The following is a 19,973-nucleotide window of genomic DNA, read 5'->3' on the forward strand; positions in this document are numbered from 1 at the left end:
GGTCCCGCCCCTTCCGGGGGGAGCGTTTGGGAGGGGGTGTTGGCCGACCCCAAGCCTGGGGGCCTTCGCAGGTACGCAGGAGGCCGCCTCCCCCTGGGTTTCGGGGGACGGGCGGCCTCCTGGCGGTCCGCGCCTCAGACGCCGGCAGCCGGCTCCGGCTCCGGCACGCGCGGACCCGGGGCGGCCGCGGCGAGCGGCGTCGGGGCGGGGGCCGGGAAGCGGCGGTCCAGCGCCCGGACCGCCCTGCGGCCCAGGTTCTGGAACGGGATCTCGACCAGCCGGTACGACAGCCAGGAGAGCACCACGACCGCCGCCAGGTAGCCGAGGGTGAGCGCGGCCTGCCCCTTCGGCCCGACGATCGGCGGGTGGTTCCGCAGCTTCCAGCCGAGGAAGTACATCAGCGGGCCGTGCAGCAGGTAGACCGAGAAGCTGATCGTGCCGAGCCCGCCGAGCCAGCGCGGGAAGCGGCGGCGGCGCAGCAGCATGGCGGCCGCGAACAGGGCCCAGGCGGCCAGGTAGGCGGACGAGAAGGACTCCCACGAGGGCGTCCAGGTGTGCCAGAGCGCCGTGTCGCGGTTGTACAGGTAGCCGACCGTGACGCCGGTGACGATCACGAAGCCGCAGCAGAGCAGGGCCGGGAGCCGGTCGAGCAGGCCGTGCTCCAGCCGGTACAGCACGGTGCCGGCGAACATGGTCGCGAAGATCAGCATGGTCTCGAAGCCGGTGGTCCGGCTGTTCACCGTGATCAGGACCAGGCCCAGGCCGCCGAGCAGCAGCGCGCCCCAACGGGTCAGGTCCGGGCGGGCGGTGGCGATGCAGGCCGCCGCCATCAGCACCACGATCCCGGCCGCCGCCACCAGGCGCCCGGTGGCCGCCAGGTCCACCGAGATCCCGCCGATCGGCAGCCAGGTGCCGAGCACCAGGGCGACGGACGCGAAGCCGACCGCGATCGGCGCGCTGTGCCGGTGCCACCCCCGCACGAACAGGGCGCACACGAAGTAGTAGAAGACCATCTCGTAGGTGAGCGACCACATCACCCCGATGGTGCTGGGCACCCCCAGCAGGTCCTGGAGCAGCAGGCCGTTGGCGGCGAGCGACAGCACCGGGTGGTCGAAGGGGAAGCTCTGGACGATCTGGCCGCTGCGGGGCAGCACCAGCAGACTCGCCACCACCGTGACGGCCACCGCGGGGTAGATGCGGAAGAGCCGCCCCGTCCAGAACGCCCGGACGTCGCCCCGGCGTTCCAGCGAGGCCGGGATGATGTACCCGCTGACCAGGAAGAACAGCATCACGCCGAAGAAGCCGAGGTCCAGGTGGCGCGGCACCCCGCCCGCGTGCGGGATCTTGCCGAGCAGCCCGAAGTGGTGCATGGCGACGGCGAGGGCGGCGATGCCGCGCAGCGCGTCGAGCCAGCCGAGCCGGGCGGAGGCGGGGGAGCCCGGCGACTTCGAGGACTTCGAGGACTTCGGCGACTTCGACGGCTCCGGCGGCGGCTTCGGGGCTGACCCGGGCTTCGCGAGCTTCACAGGCGGAGGCTAGCCGAACCGGTTCGGCCCCGCGGCGCGCAAGGGGTTCGCCGCCGCTCCGGCGGTGCGTTCGTATCCGGAGCACGGACGTTCGCCGGAACACCCGCGCGAATCGGGTACACATGGACGGTGACATCCCAGCTCTTCCCGACCGACGTGCAGCAGTCGCTGGACCTCGTCGGCATCTTCGTCTTCGCCCTCTCCGGGGGCCTGCTCGCCGTCCGCAAGAACATGGACATCTTCGGGATCTGTGTGCTGGCCGAGGTCACCGCCCTCGGCGGTGGCGTGATGCGCGACCTGGTGATCGGCGCCACCCCGGTCGCCGCGTTCACCAACCTCGGCTACTTCGTGACCCCGCTGGGCGCCGCGCTGGTGGTGTTCTTCCTGCACCCGGAGGTCGAGCGGATCAACCGGGCCGTGCAGACCCTGGACGCGCTCGGGCTCGGGCTGTTCTGCGTGACCGGCACCGCCAAGGCCCACGACTTCGGGCTCGGCGCGGTCGCGGCGATCGCGCTCGGCATGGTGACCGCGGCCGGCGGCGGCGTGATCCGCGACGTGCTGGCCGGGGAGATCCCCTCGCTGCTGCGCTGGGACCGGGAGATCTACGCCGTCCCCGCCCTGGTCGGCGCCACCCTGGTCGCGCTGCTGATCGGCGCGGACCGCCTCACCGGCATCACCGGAACCGCGGCCGCGCTCACCGCCTTCGGGCTGCGGATGCTCGCGCTGAAGTACGGCTGGCGTGCCCCGCGGGCCTGGCACCGCAACGGTTCTCGCACCAGCGAGGAGTAGGCGAGCCGCCGTACGCGAGCGAGATCGCCTCGGCCGTGCAGAGCAGTTCCGGCACCATCCGGGCCAGTTCGCCGGGCGGCACCTCGCTCGCCGGGGCGCTCAGCGCGCAGGCCGCGACCGTCCGTCCGCCGCTGCCCGCGACCGGCGCGGCCACGCAGGTCACCGGCTCCCGGTGCTCGCAGGACTCGGCCGCCCAGCCCCGGCGGCGCACCGCCGCCAGCTCGGGCTCCTCGGGGACGCCGTCCGCCGACAGCCCGGCGAGCAGCACCCGGCCGACCGCCGTCCCGTCCACCGGGGCCCGGCGCCCGATCCGGGACGGCTCGGCGCCCGGCAACCCGGCCACCTCGTCCAGGTAGAGCACCTCGCCGTCGTGCAGCACGGCCAGCCGGACGGTGTAGCCGCAGCGGGCGTTGAGCGCGGCCAGGTACGGCGCGGCGACCTGCCGGATGTCGAAGTCCTCCAGCGCGCGGTGGGCCAGCGAGAGCACCCGGCCGCCCAGCCGGTAGCGCAGGTCCGGCTGGCGGCGGGCGAAGCCGTGCTCCTCCAGGGTGCGCAGCAGCCGCAGGGCGGTGGACTTGTGCACCCCGAGGCTGCTGGCGGCCTGCTCCAGCGAGAGCGGCGCGTCGCCGAGTGCGTCGAGCAGGGTCAGCGCGCGGTCGACCGACTGCGACATGGCGTTTCCCGTGGATCCGGCTGACTGATGGCGTCAGGCTAACCGCTGGGTGGCTCAGTGGTACAAACCACTGCCGGACGCGGCCGTCCGGAAGTGGTGCGTCCGCGGTGCGGCGCACCCGTGGTTCGTCCGCGGTGCGTCCGGGCCGGTGCGGGCCGGTGCCGGCCGGTGCGGGCCGTGCGTGGCTGGAACCGCCCCGGCCCGGAACCCCCTGCGGTGCCGCGCTCTACAATCGGATGGTTATGCCATACCTGGACCATGCGGCGACCACGCCGATGCTGCCCGAGGCGATCGCCGCGATGACGGCGCACCTGGGGGTGGTCGGCAACGCCTCGGCCCTGCACGCGGCCGGCCGCCGGGCCCGCCGGGTGGTCGAGGAGTCCCGGGAATCGCTGGCCGATTCGCTGGGCGCCCGCCCCAGCGAGATCGTGCTCACCGGCGGCGGCACCGAATCCGACAACCTGGCGGTCAAGGGCCTGTACTGGGCCCGCCGGGACGCCGACCCGGCCCGCACCCGGGTGCTGTGCAGCCCGGTCGAGCACCACGCGGTGCTGGACGCGGTGCACTGGCTCTCCGAGCACGAGGGCGCCGAGGTCGAGTACCTGCCGGTGGACGGGTACGGCCGGGTGCACCCCGAGGCGCTGCGGTCGGCGATCGAACGCGACCCGGCGTCGGTGGCGCTGGTCACCGTGATGTGGGCCAACAACGAGGTCGGCACCGTCCAGCCGGTGCGCGAACTGACCGCCGTGGCGGCCGAGTACGGCATCCCGGTGCACGCCGACGCCGTGCAGGCGCTCGGTCAGGTCCCGGTCTCCTTCGCCGAGTCCGGCCTCACCGCGCTCACCGTCACCGGGCACAAGATCGGCGGCCCGTTCGGCATCGGCGCCCTGCTGCTCTCCCGGGGCGCCGCGCCCGTACCGCTGCTGCACGGCGGCGGGCAGGAACGCGACGTGCGCTCCGGCACCCTCGACGCCCCCGGCTCGGCCGGCTTCGCGGCCGCCGCGGCGCTCGCCGTCGAGCGGCGGGCCGAGCACGCGGTCACGCTCGGCGCGCTGCGGGACGAACTGGTGGCGTCGGTGCTGGCCGCCGTACCGGACGCGATCCTCAACGGCGACCCGTCGGCCGAGGGCCGGCTGCCCGCCAACGCGCACTTCTCCTTCCCCGGCTGCGAGGGCGACGCGCTGCTGATGCTGCTGGACGCCCAGGGCATCGAGTGCTCGACGGGCTCCGCCTGCTCGGCCGGGGTGCCGCAGCCCAGCCACGTGCTGCTCGCGATGGGCGTCGACCCGCTGCTGGCGCGCGCCTCACTGCGGTTCTCGCTCGGGCACACCTCGGTGCCGGAGGACGTCACGGCGCTGGGGAAGGCCATCGGGCCGGTCGTCGAGCGGGCGCGCAACGCGGGGCTGGCGTCCGTGCGGCGCTGATCTCGGCTCCGGGAACAGGCGGGCCACCCCGTACCCTTGTTGCCATCATGACTGACTTCCCGGGTGCCCCGACCACTCCGTCCACCGGCCGTCTGCGCGTGCTCGCGGCGATGTCCGGCGGAGTCGACTCCGCCGTCGCCGCCGCCCGCGCCGTCGAAGCGGGGCACGAGGTGACCGGCGTCCACCTGGCGCTCTCCGCCAACCCGCAGTCCTTCCGGACCGGCGCGCGCGGCTGCTGCACCATCGAGGACTCCCGGGACGCCTGGCGGGCGGCCGACGTGATCGGCATCCCCTTCTACGTCTGGGACCTCGCCGAGCGCTTCCGCGAGGACGTCATCGACGACTTCGTCGCCGAGTACGCGGCAGGGCGCACGCCCAACCCGTGCCTGCGCTGCAACGAGAAGATCAAGTTCGCGGCGCTGCTGGACAAGGCGATCGCGCTCGGCTTCGACGCCGTCTGCACCGGCCACTACGCCCGGATCGTCGACCTGCCGGACGGCTCGCGCGAGCTGCACCGGGCCGTGGACGGCGCCAAGGACCAGTCCTACGTCCTCGGCGTGCTCGACGCCGACCAGCTCGCCCACTCGCTCTTCCCGCTCGGTGACACCACCAAGGAGGAGATCCGGGCCGAGGCCGAGCGCCGCGGCCTGGCCGTCGCCAAGAAGCCCGACAGCCACGACATCTGCTTCATCGCCGACGGCGACACCCAGGGCTTCCTGGCCCAGCACCTCGGCACCGCCACCGGCGACATCCTCGACGTCGACGGCACCAAGCTCGGCGAGCACGACGGCGCGTACGGCTTCACCATCGGCCAGCGCAAGGGCCTGCGGATCGGCCGCCCGGCGGCCGACGGCAAGCCGCGCTACGTGCTGGACATCTCCCCGGTGAACAACACCGTCACGGTCGGACCGGTCGAGGGCCTCGACGTGACCGGGCTGACCGCCATCCGCCCCCGCTGGTGCGGCACCGAGCCCCTCGCGGACGGCCGCTACACCGCCCAGCTGCGCGCCCACGGCGAGGAGGTGCCGGTGAGCGCCGCGGTCGTCGACGGCGAGCTGCGGGTGGAACTGGACACCCCGGTGCGGGGCATCGCCCCCGGCCAGGCCGTGGTCGTCTACGACGGCACCCGTGTCGTCGGCTCCGCCACCATCGCCACCACCGAGCGCCCGGCCGTCACCACCGAGCGCCCGGCCGTCACCGCCTGAGCCCGCCCCGCGCCCGGCGGGGAATCCCCGGCGGGGAATCCCCGGTGAAGTCCTGCCGCGGGGCGTGATAGACCGGACGGCACTATGAATATCTCTGTCTTCTGCTCCGCGTACTCGCTCGACGACCGCTACTCCGCCCCCGCCGCGGAGTTCGCCCGGCTCCTGGGGGAGGGCGGGCACACGCTGGTGTGGGGCGGCTCGAACGCCGGGCTGATGGGGCTGCTCGCCGACGAGGTGAAGGCGGCGGGCGGCAGGCTCGTCGGCGTGATGGTCGAGATGCTGCGGCACAAGGCGTACGTCGGCGCCGACGAGCTGGTGTGGACGGCCGACCTGCCGGAGCGCAAGGCCGAGCTGGCCTCGCGGGCGGACGCGATCGTCGTGCTGGTGGGCGGGCTGGGCACCCTGGACGAGGTCACCGAGGTGCTGGAGCTCAAGAAGCACGGGATGTTCGACAAGCCGGTGGTGGTCCTGGACACCGAGGGCTTCTACACGGGCCTGCGCACCCAGATGGAGCGGATGGACGCCGAGGGCTTCCTGCCGCGCCCGCTCGCCGAGCTGATCACCTTCGCGGACACGCCCGCCGAGGTTTTCGCCCAGCTCAAGGCCTGATTGGATCACGACCATGGCTGCACATCTGATCACTGGCGCCGGCTCCGGCATCGGCGCCGTACTCGCCGAGCGACTCGCCGAGCGCGGGGACGAGCTCTGGCTGCTGGCCCGCGACGCCCGTCGGGCCGCCGAACTGCGCGAGCGCTTCCCCGGGGCCCGCACCCTCGTCGGGGACCTGGGCGATCCGGGCAAGCTGTCCTGGGCCTTCGGCCACCAGCAGCTGCCGGTCGAGCTGGACTCCCTCCTGCACGTCGCGGGCACGGTCGAGCTCGGCCCGGTCGGCGACCTGACCCCCAAGGCCTGGCAGGAGACGCTGAACGTCAACCTCATCGCCCCCGCCGAGCTGACCCGCCTGCTGCTGCCGTCGATCCGGCTGGTCAAGGGCCATGTGCTCTTCGTGAACTCCGGCGCGGGCCTCAACGCCCACGCCGAGTGGTCGGCGTACGCGGCCAGCAAGCACGGCCTCAAGGCGCTCGCCGACGCGCTGCGCCACGAGGAGCACGCCAACGGCGTCCGGGTCACCTCCGTCTACCCGGGCCGCACCGCCACCGCGATGCAGGTGAAGGTGCACCAGCAGGAGGGCAAGGAGTACGACGCCGGCCGCTGGATCGAGCCCGCGTCCGTCGCCAGGGCGATCCTCGCCGCCCTCGACGCGTCCCGGGACGCGGAGATCACCGACATCACCGTCCGCCCCGGGCGGTAGCGCGCCGCACGGGAGGTCGGCCGGTCCGACTTTCCGTGCGCGCACCGGATGCCGACCCGGCCTCCGCGTGCCCGACGGCCCCGGTACCGAGCCCCGCGCCCGGCACCGGGGCCGTCCGGCTGAGTAGGCTCGGGCGGGTGAGCACCCCACACACCTTCCCCGACCTGCGCGGCGCCGCCACCGGCCTCGGTTCGCTGCCCGGCACCGACGCCCGGGAGGCCGCCAAGACCTCCACCGGGGCACTGGAGCACCTGCCGTTCCTGCCCGAGCTGCCCGCCCGCGGGCCGGGCGCCGACATGATCGGGCGCGGCGCCGGCCTGCTGGTCGAACTGTTCGCGCAGACCGAGCCGAGCGGCTGGCGGTTCACCGACCGTCCGGGCCGGGACACCCGGCGCGCCCACTCCTGGCTCGGCGAGGACCTGGACGCGCTGGAGGAGTTCACCCAGGGCCACCAGGGGGCGCTCAAGGTCCAGGCCGTCGGCCCCTGGACGCTGGCGGCGAACATCGAGCTCAAGCACGGCGAGAAGGCGCTCGCCGACCCCGGCGCGTGCCGCGACATCGCCGGCTCGCTCACCGAGGGCCTGCGCCGCCACCTCGCGGACGTCCGCAGGCGGGTGCCCGGCGCCGAGGTCGTGCTGCAGCTGGACGAGCCCTCGCTGCCCGCCGTCCTGGCCGGGTCGGTGAAGACCGCCAGCGGCTTCCAGCGGCTGCGCGCCGTCGACCGGCAGGTCGCCGAGGAGGTGCTGCGCGAGGTGATCCGGAACCTCGACGCGCCCGTGGTGGTGCACAGCTGCGCGCCGGACGTCCCGGTCCCGCTGCTGCGCCGCGCCGGGGTGGCCGGGATCTCCCTCGACTTCTCGCTCCTCACCGAGCGCCAGGACGACGACCTCGGCGAGGCCGTGGAGGGCGGCACGACGATCCTCGCCGGTGTCGTCCCCGCCACTGACCAGGCGGTGTCCGACCCTGCCGGTAGTGTCCAGGGTGTCAGGACCTTGTGGCGCAGGCTCGGGTTCGCCCCGGAGCTGCTGGGCCGCCGCGTGCTGGTGACACCGACCTGCGGGCTGGCCGGGGCGTCCCCGGCGTACGCGCGCAGGGCGCTGTCGTCCGCGGCGCGGGCGGCACAGAGCCTGGTGGACAACCCGGAATGAGAGTGCAGGAGGGCTTGCGGTGACGGCTGTCGAGGGCTGGGAGGACGTCCCGGCGGAGGTGCGCGGGCGGCACGCCGAGCTGGCGCAGGAGATCACCGACCACCGGGCCCGGTACTACGAGCAGGACGCGCCGGTCGTCAGCGACGCCGAGTTCGACGCCCTGATGCGGGAGCTGGAGGGGATCGAGGCCGAGCACCCGGCCCTGGTCACCCCGGACTCGCCGACCCAGAAGGTCGGCGGCGCGGCCACCGGGCTGTTCGCCGAGGTCGAGCACCGCGAGCGGCTGCTCAGCCTGGACAACGCGATGGACGACGAGGAGCTGTCCGCCTGGGCCGAGCGGGTCGCCACCGAGCTGCAGGGCATCGACTACCACTACCTGTGCGAGCTCAAGGTGGACGGCCTGGCCGTCAACCTCACCTACGAGAACGGCCAGTTGGTGCAGGCGGCGACGCGCGGCGACGGCCGGGTCGGCGAGGACATCACCCCCAACGTCCGCACCATCAAGGAGATCCCGCACCGGCTCAAGGGCGAGAACATCCCGGAGCTGGTGGAGATCCGCGGCGAGGTCTACTTCCCGACCGAGGAGTTCGACGCGCTCAACGCCTCCTTCGCGGAGGAGAACGAGCGCCGCCGGCAGGAGAACGAGGAGCGCGCCAAGGAGGGCAAGCGGCCCCGGGCGCTGATCCGGCTGTTCATGAACCCCCGCAACGCCGCCGCCGGTTCGCTGCGCCAGAAGGACCCGCACGTCACCGCCTCCCGCCCGCTGCACATGGTGGTGCACGGCATCGGCGCCCGGGTGGGCTTCGACATCGACAACCAGTCGCACGCCTACCGGCTGCTGCACGACTGGGGCCTGCCCACCGCCCGTCACAACCAGGTGGTGAAGACGCTCGCCGAGGTGCGGGCCTTCATCGAGCACTTCGGCGAGCAGCGGCACTCGGTCGAGCACGAGATCGACGGCGTCGTGGTGAAGGTGGACGAGATCGCCCTGCAGGGCCGGCTCGGCGCCACCTCCAAGTCCCCGCGCTGGGCGATCGCCTGGAAGTACCCGCCGGAGGAGGTCACCGGGAAGCTGGCCGAGATCAAGGTCGGCATCGGCCGCACCGGCCGGGCCACCCCGTACGCGGTGCTGGCCGAGCCGGTGAAGGTGGCCGGCTCGATGGTGCAGTACGCGACGCTGCACAACCAGGAGGTCGTCAAGGCCAAGGACGTGCTGCTCGGCGACACGATCGTGCTGCGCAAGGCCGGCGACGTCATCCCGGAGATCCTCGGCCCGGTCTACGACCTGCGGGACGGCACCGAGCAGGCCTTCGTGATGCCCTCGCACTGTCCGGAGTGCGACAGCGAGCTGCGGCCGATGGCCGAGGGCGACATCGACCTGCGCTGCCCGAACGCGGAGCGCTGCCCGGCCCAGATCCGGGAGCGGATCGCCTTCCTCGGCGGGCGGCAGTGCCTGGACGTGGAGGGGCTGGGCTACGTCGCGGCCACCGCGCTGACCCAGCCGCTGGAGCCGGCCGAGGCGCCGGTGCGGAACGAGGCCGACATCTTCCGGCTGACGCGGGAGAAGCTGCTGCCGATCAAGGTGCTGGTCCGGGACCCGAAGACCGGCATGCCGAAGCTGGACGACAGGACGGGCAAGGAGAAGGAGGTCTTCTTCTTCGCCACCACCAAGGGCGAGCCGAAGAAGTCGCTCCAGGCCCTGATCGACAACCTGGACGCGGCGAAGGGGCGGCCGCTGTGGCGGTTCGTCAACGGGCTGTCGATCCGGCACGTCGGTCCGGTCGCCGCGCAGGCGCTGGCCCGGGAGTTCCGCGATCTGACGAAGATCTTCGAGGCGAGCGAGGAGCAGCTGGCGGCCGTCGAGGGGGTCGGCCCGACCATCGCCCGCTCGATCCGGGAGTGGTACGCGGAGGAGTGGCACCGGGAGATCCTCCGGAACTGGGAGGCGGACGGCGTCCGCTTCACCGAGGAGTTCGCGGACGAGGAGGAGGCGGAGCGCCCGCTGGAGGGCCTGACCGTGGTGGTGACCGGCACGCTGGCCGGCCACACCCGGGACGGTGCCAAGGAGGCGCTGACCTCGCGCGGAGCGAAAGTGACCGGTTCGGTTTCGAAAAAGACCGATTTTGTGGTCGCTGGTGACAACCCTGGGTCCAAGTACGACAAGGCTGTTCAGCTCGGCCTGCCGGTCCTGGACGACGCCGGGTTCGCCGTCCTGCTCGCCGACGGGCCGTCCGCCGCCCGTGCCCACCTGGGGCTTCCGGAGCCGGAGGGGGCCGAGGAGGCGAAGAAGGAGCCCGTCGAGGACTGACCCGGAGCGGACCCGAGCGGTCGGTGACCGGATCGGTGTTGTTATCGTCCTGATGCAACGTCACCGGGTGCCGCACAGTGAAAGCGGGCATTGTGTCACTGTGCGGCACCCGGGAGCGGTGGCGCGTTTCCGGTTGTCCGAAAGTCTGCCCACCGGGTGGACCCCGGCATACCCTGGAGCGCAACAGAGTGTCAGCAGGGGTGGGGGCACCGGCTGGGCCGGTGTTCCGCGGGGTCGCTCCACGCCCGGCAGCTGTCGGTACCGGCACGGTGCCTCACCGTAAGGCGGCCCGACGGGGCGGGCCCGACGGAGGACAGGGCTTATGGATCGTACGACCGGCGGTGCGCCCACACGCCCGCCGCAGGGGGTGGCGGGTGCGGTCCTGCTGCTCGGCGTGCTGCTGGCCGGAGCCGCGCCGCTCATCCCGCTGGCCGTCCTGGTCTACCGGTACGAACCCGAGTTGCTGCCGCTGTTCGCCGTGCCCCTGGCGGTGCTGGTGGCGGCCTGGCGGATCGCCCGGGACCGCGCCCGCGACCAACTGACCGACCCGCTGACGGATCTGCCCAACCGTCAGGCCCTGCTGTTGGCCGCCCAGGAGGCGATCGCGGAGTGTGGTCAGGGCTACAGCGTCGGTCTCATCCTGCTCGATCTCGATCGCTTCCGATCACTCAACGACACACTGGGTCATACGGCCGGTGACCGGCTGCTGGTTCACATCGCCCGCCGGCTGCACCGGGCCCTGCGCTCCGGCGGACCGGCCGGCAGCGCCACCCGGGAGTCCATCGACGACGTCTTCGCCGGCCTGCCCCGGCACTACCGACGCGGCCGCCCGATGGTGGCCCGGATGGGCGGCGACGAGTTCGCAGTCCTGCTGCCCGGCATCAACTGCCCGGACAGCCTGGAGCGGGTCGCCAAGGCGCTGATCGCCGAACTGGCCGCCCCGATCCGGCTGGACGGGCTGCTGCTCGTCCTGGAGGCCAGCGGCGGCGTCTGCGTCTACCCGCAGCACGCCCAGGACGCCGAGGCCCTGCTGCGCCGGGCCGACGTCGCGATGGGCCACGCCCAGCGCGGACACTGCGGCGTCGCCCAGTACGACGAGACCCAGGACGCCGACACGCCGTACCGGATCGGGCTGTTGGGGGACCTGCGCCGGGCACTGGAGACCGGCGAGGTGCAGCTGCACTACCAGCCGAAGGTGGCCTTCGACGGCCGGGTGGTCGGCCTGGAGGCGCTGCTGCGCTGGGAGCGCCCCGGCCAGGGGAAGGTCCCGCCGGACGAGTTCGTCGGGCTCGCCGAGTCCAGCGGCCTGATGCCCCGGCTCACCGACTACGTGCTGGAGGCGGCCGTCGGCCAGCTCGCGTACTGGCGCGACCAGGGCCTCCAGGTGCAGGTCGCGGTCAACGTCTCGCCGCGCGACGTGCTCAACCCCGGCTTCGCCCAGCGGGTCGCCGGCCACCTCGTGCGCCACCAGGTGCCGGCCCACGCGCTCCAGCTGGAGATCACCGAGCGGCTGCTGCTGGACGACTCCCGGCGGGCCGCCGACACCCTGGCCGAGCTGCGCGGCTACGGCGTCGGGATGTCCCTGGACGACTTCGGCACCGGGCACTCCTCGCTGGTGCGGCTGCGCAGCCTGCCGGTCGGCGAGCTCAAGATCGACCGCTCCTTCGTCTCCCGGATGGTCGCCGACGACCACGACGCGGCGGTGGTCCGCTGCTCGGTGGAGCTCGCCCACTCGCTGGGCCTGACCGTGGTCGCCGAGGGCGTCGAGGACGACGAGACCTGGGAGCGGCTGCACTGCATGGGCGTGGACGCCGTCCAGGGCTGGCTGGTGTCGGCCGCGCTGCCGGCCGAGCAGGCCACCGCCTGGCTGCGGGTGCACCGCACCGGCGCCCCGCCGGTGGAGCGGCTCGGCCTGCCGCCCCAGCTGCCCGCGGGCTTCCCGTCGGTCCCGAACGCCAAGCCGATCGCCCCGCCGGCCAGGCCCCCGGTGCTGCCGCCGACACTCCCGCCGGTCCGGCCGCCGGTCATCCCGCCCACGCTGCCGCCGGTGGCCCAGGTGGTGCAGGCCGCGCACCGGGAGATCAAACCGCAGGGCTGGGCCCGCACCCGGCCGCAGTAGCCCGCCGGAGGTCGCGGTCCGGCCCCGGGGAGGGCCGGTGACGGGCGCCGCGGCTCACTCGTTGGCCGGGGCGGGGGACGGGCCCCATAGGATGGGGTCCAAAGACCACGAGGACGGAGCGCCGGAACCGGCTGCTCCTGCCCGGGCCCGGCACCGCCCGCAAGGCACAGCCGGGTCTCACCAGAACTCACCCTGAGGATCGCTGCATGCCTGGCATCACGCGCGAGGAGGTCGCCCACCTCGCCCGGCTGTCGCGTCTTGAGCTGAAGCCCGAAGAGCTGGACCACTTCGCCGAGCAGCTCGACGTGATCATCGGCGCGGTCGCCCGCGTTTCCGAGGTCGCCGGACAGGACGTCCCGCCGACCTCCCACCCGCTGCCGCTGACCAACGTCATGCGTGCGGACGAGGTCCGGCCGTCGCTCACCCCGGAGCAGGCGCTGTCCGGCGCCCCCGCCGCCGAGGAGCAGCGTTTCCGTGTGCCGCAGATCCTCGGGGAGGACTGACCGAGATGACCGAGCTGATTCGCTTCACCGCCGCCGAGACCGCGGGCGCCATCGCCAAGGGCGAGGTGTCCGCCGTCGAGGTCGCGCAGGCCCACCTTGACCGCATCGACGCCGTCGACAAGAAGGTCAACGCCTTCCTGCACGTCGACACCGAGGGCGCGCTGGCCGCGGCCAGGGCCGTCGACGAGAAGCGCGCCAAGGGCGAGGAGCTGGGCCCGCTGGCCGGCGTCCCGCTCGCGCTCAAGGACGTCTTCACCACCAAGGGCATCCCGACCACCTGTGGCTCGAAGATGCTCGAAGGCTGGATCCCGCCGTACGACGCCACGCTGACCAGCCGTCTCAAGGACGCCGGCGTGGTCATCCTCGGCAAGACCAACATGGACGAGTTCGCGATGGGCTCCTCCACCGAGAACTCCGCGTACGGCGTGACCGGCAACCCGTGGGACCTCTCCCGCATCCCCGGCGGCTCCGGCGGCGGTTCGGCCGCCGCGCTGGCCGCCTTCGAGGCCCCGCTGGCGATCGGCACCGACACCGGCGGCTCGATCCGCCAGCCCGGCGCCGTCACCGGCACCGTCGGCGTCAAGCCGACCTACGGCTCGGTGTCCCGCTACGGCCTGGTCGCGTTCTCCAGCAGCCTGGACCAGGGCGGCCCGTGCGCCCGCACCGTGCTGGACGCGGCCCTGCTGCACGAGGCCATCGCCGGGCACGACCCGCTGGACTCCACCTCGATCGACGCGCCGGTGCCGGCCGTGGTCGAGGCCGCGCGGATGCGCGACATCCGCGGCATGCGGATCGGCGTCGTCAAGGAGTTCGCCGGCGAGGGCTACCAGGCCGGCGTGATGCAGCGCTTCAACGAGTCGGTGGAGCTGCTGCGCGAGCTGGGCGCCGAGGTCGTCGAGGTCTCCTGCCCGTCCTTCACCCTGGCGCTGCCGGCGTACTACCTGATCGCGCCGTCGGAGTGCTCCTCCAACCTGGCCCGCTTCGACGCGATGCGCTACGGCCTGCGGGTCGGCGACGACGGCTCGCGCTCGGCCGAGGAGGTCACCGCGCTGACCCGCGAGGCCGGCTTCGGCGACGAGGTCAAGCGCCGCATCATCCTGGGCACCTACGCGCTGTCCTCGGGCTACTACGACGCCTACTACGGCTCGGCCCAGAAGGTCCGCACGCTCATCTCGCGCGACTTCGACGCGGCCTTCGCGGGCGTGGACGTCCTGGTCTCGCCGACCACGCCGACCACCGCCTTCCCGATCGGCGAGCGCGCCGACGACCCGATGGCGATGTACCTGGCCGACCTGTGCACGATTCCGTCGAACCTGGCGGGCAACGCGGCCATGTCGCTGCCGGTCGGCCTGGCCCCGGAGGACAATCTCCCGGTCGGCCTCCAGATCATCGCACCCGCGATGGCGGACGACCGCCTGTACCGCGTGGGCGGCGCCGTCGAGGCCGCACTCAACGACAAGTGGGGGCACACCCTGCTGGAGGAGGCACCGGCACTGTGAGCAAGATCGAGAAGACCAAGGGCTCCGGCTCGCTGAAGGGCTTCAAGCACTCCAAGCCCGGTCTGTGGCTGTCCATCGGCACCAGCGCGTTCGGCGCGATCTCCGTGGCCAAGGACGTCCGCAAGGCCCGCGAGGAGAGCGACACCCTCAAGCTGGTCAACGCCCTGGTCGGCGCCGCCGCGCTGGTCACCGGCACCGCCCTGCTGGTGCGCGAGCTGCGCCGGCTGGGCTCCGACGACGTGCTGCTGGGCTGAGTCAAGTGCCCTGGCCCGGCCCCGCGCGACGCGGTGGCCGGGCCCGTACCTCCCAAGCTTCAAGTGAGAAGGGACGCTGTGAGCGTCATGAACCTGGTCTCCTACGAGGACGCTCTCGCGTCGTACGACCCGGTGATGGGCCTTGAGGTCCACGTCGAGCTGGGCACCAAGACCAAGATGTTCTGCGGTTGCTCGACCGAGCTGGGTGCCGAGCCGAACAGCCAGACCTGCCCGACCTGCCTGGGCCTGCCGGGTTCGCTGCCGGTGGTCAACGCGGTCGGCGTGGAGTCGGCCGTCAAGATCGGCCTGGCGCTGAACTGCGAGATCGCCGAGTGGTGCCGGTTCGCGCGGAAGAACTACTTCTACCCGGACATGCCCAAGAACTTCCAGACCTCGCAGTACGACGAGCCGATCGCCTTCAACGGCTACCTCGACGTGCAGCTGGAGGACGGCTCGACCTTCCGGGTGGAGATCGAGCGCGCCCACATGGAGGAGGACACCGGCAAGTCCAGCCACGTCGGCGGGGCCACCGGTCGCATCCACGGCGCCACCCACTCGCTGCTCGACTACAACCGGGCCGGCATCCCGCTGATCGAGATCGTCACCAAGCCGATCGTCGGCGCCGGCGAGCGCGCCCCCGAGGTCGCCAAGGCGTACGTCGCCGAGCTGCGCGAGGTGATCCGTTCGCTCGGTGTCTCCGAGGCCCGGATGGACAAGGGCCAGATGCGCTGCGACGTCAACCTGTCGCTGCGCCCGAACGGCACCGAGACCTTCGGCACCCGCTCGGAGACCAAGAACGTCAACTCGCTGCGCAGCGTGGAGCGGGCGGCCCGGTTCGAGGTCCGGCGGCACGCCACGGTGCTGACCGACGGCGGCACCATCGTCCAGGAGACCCGCCACTTCCACGAGGAGGACGGCTCCACCACCTCGGGCCGGATCAAGGACAACGCCGAGGACTACCGCTACTTCCCCGAGCCGGACCTGGTGCCGGTGGCCCCCACCCGCGAGTGGGTCGAGGAGCTGCGCGCCGCTCTGCCCGAGCTGCCGCGGGTGCGCCGTGCCCGGCTGCAGGCGGAGTGGGGCCTGTCCGACAAGGACATGCAGTCGGTGCTCAACGCCGGTGCGGTGGGGCCGATCCAGGAGACCATCGCGGCCGGTGCCCCGGCCGACCAGGCCCGCAAGTGGTGGATGGGCGAGCTGGCCCGTCGCGCCAACGAGACCGGCACCGAGCTGAGCGAGCAGCCGATCACCCCGGCGCAGGTCGCCCGGGTCGCCGCGCTGGTCGCCGAGGGCAAGCTCAACGACAAGCTGGCCCGCCAGGTCATCGAGGGCGTGCTGGCCGGCGAGGGCGAGCCGGACGGGATCGTCGAGAAGCGCGGCCTGGCCGTGGTCTCGGACGACTCCGCGCTGGGTGCCGCGGTCGACCAGGCCATCGCCGAGAACGAGGCGATCGCCGCCAAGATCCGCGACGGCAAGGTCCAGGCCGTGGGCGCGCTGGTCGGCGCGGTCATGAAGGCCACCCGCGGCCAGGCCGACGCCGCCCGCGTGAAGGACCTGATCTTGGAGAAGCTGGGTGCGGCCTAGGCTGTCGACCCTGCCTTCCTAAGGTATCTAAGGCATCTAAGGCCCTCTAAGTAAGGCCTAAGGCCCCGTCTCACCTATGTATCTGGGTGAGGCGGGGCCTTAAACCATTTTTGGAGACCGATCTAAGGCATCCGGGGCCCGGAAGATGCGGCACGCTCCCGATGCGGCACCCCCCACTGGCGGAGGAAGCTCTTACCTGTCAGCAAGACGGAGTGGAAAACCCGAGGGGGAACCGGAAATGATCGAGTACCAGACCTTCCAGCAACAGGCCCACGAGCTCGTGGCCCGCGCCGAGCACGAGCGCCTGGTGCGCGAGGCCAAGGAGGCCCGCCGACTGCGGCAGCGTCCGGTGGCCGCCCGCTTCCAGCGGCGCCCCGTGCGTCGGCCCGAATGCTGACGGCGCGGCACCACGGCGGTGCCGAAGGAGCTCCGGAGGGGGAGACGCTCACCAGCGTCTCCCCCTCCGGGCATTCGGGTCCTTCGACCCGTTCGCCAGGGGAGATAACCCCTCGGCCGGGCCCCACCGGCTATGGCATGCTCGCCTCCATGCAGCAGACATCGGTCAGCCCCGTCTTCGTCGGCCGCGGCAGCGAGATCACCGAGCTGACCGACGCGCTGCGCCGCGCCGGCACCGGCAGCCCGCAGGCCATCCTGATCGGCGGGGAGGCGGGGGTCGGCAAGACCCGGCTGCTGGAGGAGTTCCTGGAGCGGGCGGCCGCCCGCGGGGCGGTCACCTCGCTCGGCAGTTGTCTGGAGGTCGGCGCCGAGGGCCTGCCGTACGCGCCGCTGGCCGCCGCGCTGCGCCGGCTGCACCGCTCGCTGGGCCCCGAACTGGAGGCCGCCGCGGCCGGCAGCGAGAGCCACCTCGCCCTGCTGCTCTCCGAGTTCGGCGAGGTGGACGGCGAACCCAACGACGAGTACAGCCGGGCCCGGCTGTTCGAGCACACCGCGAGGCTGTTCGAGCGGCTCGGCGCGGAGCGTACCCTCGTCCTCGCCGTCGAGGACCTGCACTGGTCCGACCGCTCCACCCGCGAGCTGCTCGCCTTCCTGGTGCGCACCCTGCACCGGTCCCGGGTGCTGCTGGTCGCCACCTACCGCACCGACGACCTGCACCGCCGGCACCCGCTGCGCCCCTTCCTCGCCGAGCTCGAACGGCTGCGCACCGTCCAGCGGCTGGAGCTGGCGCGGTTCGACCGGCGCGAGGTGGCCGCCCAGCTGGCCGGCATCCTCGGCACCACCGTCCCCGACCGCCAGCTGGTGGACCGCATCCACCGCCGCTCGGAGGGGAACCCGTTCTTCGTCGAGGAGCTGGCCACCGCCTTCGAGGACGGCTGCGGAGCCGGGCTGACCGACTCGCTGCGGGACATCCTGCTGGTGCGGGTCGAGGGCCTGGACGAGGAGGCCCAGCGGGTGGTGCGGATCGCCGCCGAGGGCGGCTCGCACGTCGAACACGCCCTGCTGGCCGCCGTCCTGGACGACGACGAGGAGGCGCTGATCGAGGCGCTGCGGGCGGCCGTCGGCGCCAACATCCTGCGCCCGGACAGCGAGGGCGAGGGCTACCGGTTCCGCCACGCGCTGGTCCGCGAGGCGGTCTCGGACGACCTGCTGCCCGGCGAACGGCACCGGATCAACCGCAAGTTCGCGCTCGTCGTGGAGGCCCAGCCGCAGCTCGTCCCGGGCGACGCGCTGGCCGCCCGGCTGGCCAACTACTGGTACCACGCGCACGATCCGGCCCGCGCCCTGCCGACGGCCCTGGACGCCGCCCGCGCGGCCCGCCGCCGCAACGCCTTCGCCGAGCAGCTCGGGATGCTGGAACGGGCCCTGGAGCTGTGGGACCTGGTCTCCGAGGAGGTGCTGGCGCACACCCTGCGCCCGTACGACTGGGCCGAGACCTACCCGCCGGGCTCCTGCGACCACAGCGCCGCGGACGAGGACTGCGACCGGATCCAGCTGGTCGACGTGCTGGCCGAGGCGGTGGTCGCGGCCCGGCGCTGCGGCGACCGGGAGCGCGGCCTGAGCCTGGCCAAGCGCGGGCTGCGGCTGGTCGACGAGGCGGAGCACCCGGTGCGCGCGGCCTGGTTCCGGATCAACCGGGCCCGGATGCTGGGCAGCCTGCGCCGCTCCGGCGACGAGGAGGAGATCGCGAACGCGCTGCGGCTGGTGGAGCACCTGCCGCCGACCGCGGTGCAGGCCGAGGTGCTCGCGCTCGGCGCCGGGACGGCGATGCTCAAGAAGCCGACCGCGGAGGCGATCGAGCTGGCCGAGCGGGCGATCCGGATCGCCGAGGAGGTGGGCGCCCACTCGGTCGAGGTGCACGCCCGGATGACCCTCGGCGGCCTGCGCTACGACGTGCAGGGCGACGCCGAGGGCGGGCTCGCCGAGCTCGCCGGGGCGGTCGAACGGGCCCGCCGGCTGGGCGTGCCCGACCTGCTGCTGCGCGGCATCAACAACCTGGCCAGCATGCAGCGCGGACTGGGACACCCCGAGGACGCGGTCCGACTGGCCCGGGAGGGCCTGGAGTTCGCGGACGGCAACGGCCTGCTGCGCAACATCGGCGCCATCCTGACCGGCAACCTGGTCGAGGCGCTGACCGACCTCGGGCGGGTCCGGGAGGCCGCCGAGGTGCTGGCCGGCTACGAGGCGGCCAGCCCGACCGGCACCCACGCCGAGTTCCTGGACCGGATGCGCGGCGAACTCGCCCTGCTCAAGGGGGACCTGGCCACCGCGGGGACCATGCTGGCGCAGGCCCGGGCGGCCAACCGGGTCGGCCAGGTCCAGCACAGCGTGCCGATCAGCCGGCTGGCGGTGCGGCTCGCGGCGCTCGGCGGCCGGCCGCTGGAGGCCCGGGCCGAAGCGCTCGCCGTGCTGGAGGAGGACGGCCGGCTCGGTCACGAGTCCGACGTCTACCCGCTGCTGGCCGAGGCCGCGACGGTGGAGGCGGACAGCCGGGGCCTGCCGCAGGCCGGGGCGGGCCGGCCGGGGGCGCTGGCCGCGATCGCGGCGGCCGCCGCCGAGCTGCGTCCCCGGGCCCCGCTGCACCACGGCTGGGCCCGGCTGCTGGAGGCCGAACTGGCCCGCGCCGAGGGCGCGGACACTCCGGAGGTCTGGGCCGCCGCGGTCGAGGCGCTGCGGCCGACCGGCCTGCCGTACCCGCTGGCACAGGCCCTGCTGCGGGCCGGCGAGGCCGAGGTGCAGGCCGGCCGGCGCGAGGCCGGCGCCGAACTGCTGCGCGAGGCGGCCGAACTGGCGGCAGTCCGGGACGACCGGCTGCTCGGCGGGCAGATCGCCGCGCTGGCCGAGCGGGCCGGGCTGAGCCTCGCCCCGGCCGAGCGGTCGGCCGCGGTGCCGGCCCAGGCCGCCGGGGACTCCTTCAACCTCACCCCCCGTGAGCGGGACGTGCTCCGCCTGCTCGCGCGCGGCTGGACCAACCGGCAGATCGCCGAGGAGCTGTACATCTCTCCGAAGACCGCGAGCGTGCACGTCTCCAACATCCTCGGCAAGCTCGCGGTCGGCGGCCGGGGCGAGGCGGCCGCACTGGCGCACCGGCTGCGGCTGTTCCCGGACGACCTGGCCTCCTCGGGCCGCTGAGCAGGGCCCCACGGCGGGAGCAGGGAGGGGTTGCGCCGGGG

General features: G+C 73.4%; 16 protein-coding genes. 14 read left to right on the plus strand and 2 right to left on the minus strand.

The window, feature by feature from the left end; translation table 11 throughout:
• Nucleotides 1-134: 134 nt before the first annotated feature.
• The gene (locus ACFVGO_RS06130; RefSeq protein ID WP_380630943.1) at nucleotides 135-1,526 is read right to left on the minus strand and encodes an acyltransferase family protein; all 1,392 of its coding nucleotides are present in this window, start codon (nucleotides 1,524-1,526) and stop codon (nucleotides 135-137) included.
• A gap of 129 nt (nucleotides 1,527-1,655) precedes the next feature.
• Between ACFVGO_RS06130 and ACFVGO_RS06135 the strand changes: the two genes are divergently transcribed.
• Nucleotides 1,656-2,315: a trimeric intracellular cation channel family protein gene (locus tag ACFVGO_RS06135; RefSeq protein WP_359901512.1), complete on the plus strand. Its 660-nt coding sequence runs from the start codon at nucleotides 1,656-1,658 to the stop codon at nucleotides 2,313-2,315.
• Here the strand turns inward: ACFVGO_RS06135 and ACFVGO_RS06140 are convergent.
• A complete protein-coding gene (locus ACFVGO_RS06140) occupies nucleotides 2,221-2,988 on the minus strand; it encodes an IclR family transcriptional regulator (protein ID WP_380630944.1) in 768 nt (255 codons plus the stop codon). The genes ACFVGO_RS06135 and ACFVGO_RS06140 overlap by 95 nt on opposite strands.
• Nucleotides 2,989-3,230: 242 nt before the next feature.
• On the opposite strand from ACFVGO_RS06140, the gene ACFVGO_RS06145 reads away from it, so the two are divergent.
• The 13 genes from ACFVGO_RS06145 (at nucleotide 3,231) to ACFVGO_RS06205 (ending at nucleotide 19,932) form a co-directional block, all read left to right on the plus strand.
• On the plus strand, nucleotides 3,231-4,412 hold the full coding sequence (locus tag ACFVGO_RS06145; protein ID WP_359901517.1) for a cysteine desulfurase family protein: 1,182 nt from the start codon (nucleotides 3,231-3,233) through the stop codon (nucleotides 4,410-4,412).
• A gap of 47 nt (nucleotides 4,413-4,459) precedes the next feature.
• Nucleotides 4,460-5,617 (plus strand): tRNA 2-thiouridine(34) synthase MnmA, encoded by a 1,158-nt coding sequence (gene mnmA / locus ACFVGO_RS06150; RefSeq protein ID WP_380630945.1) that lies wholly within the window; start codon nucleotides 4,460-4,462, stop codon nucleotides 5,615-5,617.
• 84 nt (nucleotides 5,618-5,701) lie between these two features.
• Nucleotides 5,702-6,226 carry a TIGR00730 family Rossman fold protein gene (locus ACFVGO_RS06155; protein WP_359901523.1) on the plus strand — a complete coding sequence of 175 codons (525 nt, stop codon included), beginning with the start codon at nucleotides 5,702-5,704 and terminating at the stop codon, nucleotides 6,224-6,226.
• Nucleotides 6,227-6,239: 13 nt separating this feature from the next.
• The gene (locus ACFVGO_RS06160; protein WP_359901526.1) at nucleotides 6,240-6,929 is read left to right on the plus strand and encodes an SDR family oxidoreductase; all 690 of its coding nucleotides are present in this window, start codon (nucleotides 6,240-6,242) and stop codon (nucleotides 6,927-6,929) included.
• Nucleotides 6,930-7,066: 137 nt separating this feature from the next.
• A complete protein-coding gene (locus tag ACFVGO_RS06165; RefSeq protein WP_380630946.1) occupies nucleotides 7,067-8,077 on the plus strand; it encodes a methionine synthase in 1,011 nt (336 codons plus the stop codon).
• Between the two features lie 19 nt (nucleotides 8,078-8,096).
• Nucleotides 8,097-10,385: an NAD-dependent DNA ligase LigA gene (ligA, locus tag ACFVGO_RS06170; protein ID WP_359901532.1), complete on the plus strand. Its 2,289-nt coding sequence runs from the start codon at nucleotides 8,097-8,099 to the stop codon at nucleotides 10,383-10,385.
• Between the two features lie 322 nt (nucleotides 10,386-10,707).
• Nucleotides 10,708-12,504, plus strand: a complete 1,797-nt coding sequence (locus tag ACFVGO_RS06175) for a bifunctional diguanylate cyclase/phosphodiesterase (RefSeq protein WP_359901535.1) — start codon at nucleotides 10,708-10,710, stop codon at nucleotides 12,502-12,504.
• Nucleotides 12,505-12,710: 206 nt separating this feature from the next.
• The gene (gene gatC, locus ACFVGO_RS06180) at nucleotides 12,711-13,007 is read left to right on the plus strand and encodes an Asp-tRNA(Asn)/Glu-tRNA(Gln) amidotransferase subunit GatC (RefSeq protein ID WP_030057414.1); all 297 of its coding nucleotides are present in this window, start codon (nucleotides 12,711-12,713) and stop codon (nucleotides 13,005-13,007) included.
• Between the two features lie 5 nt (nucleotides 13,008-13,012).
• A complete protein-coding gene (gene gatA / locus ACFVGO_RS06185; protein ID WP_359901538.1) occupies nucleotides 13,013-14,506 on the plus strand; it encodes an Asp-tRNA(Asn)/Glu-tRNA(Gln) amidotransferase subunit GatA in 1,494 nt (497 codons plus the stop codon).
• Nucleotides 14,503-14,760, plus strand: coding sequence for a hypothetical protein (locus ACFVGO_RS06190; RefSeq protein WP_359901541.1), 258 nt, complete (start codon nucleotides 14,503-14,505; stop codon nucleotides 14,758-14,760). The genes gatA and ACFVGO_RS06190 overlap by 4 nt, the downstream gene beginning before the upstream one ends.
• A gap of 78 nt (nucleotides 14,761-14,838) precedes the next feature.
• A complete protein-coding gene (gatB, locus tag ACFVGO_RS06195; protein ID WP_359901544.1) occupies nucleotides 14,839-16,344 on the plus strand; it encodes an Asp-tRNA(Asn)/Glu-tRNA(Gln) amidotransferase subunit GatB in 1,506 nt (501 codons plus the stop codon).
• A gap of 238 nt (nucleotides 16,345-16,582) precedes the next feature.
• A complete protein-coding gene (locus ACFVGO_RS06200; protein WP_158077676.1) occupies nucleotides 16,583-16,741 on the plus strand; it encodes a hypothetical protein in 159 nt (52 codons plus the stop codon).
• A gap of 149 nt (nucleotides 16,742-16,890) precedes the next feature.
• On the plus strand, nucleotides 16,891-19,932 hold the full coding sequence (locus tag ACFVGO_RS06205; protein ID WP_359901547.1) for an AAA family ATPase: 3,042 nt from the start codon (nucleotides 16,891-16,893) through the stop codon (nucleotides 19,930-19,932).
• The last annotated feature ends 41 nt before the right edge of the window (nucleotides 19,933-19,973 follow it).

The organism is Kitasatospora sp. NPDC057738 (assembly GCF_042798815.1).
GTDB lineage: Bacteria > Actinomycetota > Actinomycetes > Streptomycetales > Streptomycetaceae > Kitasatospora > Kitasatospora lactacystinica.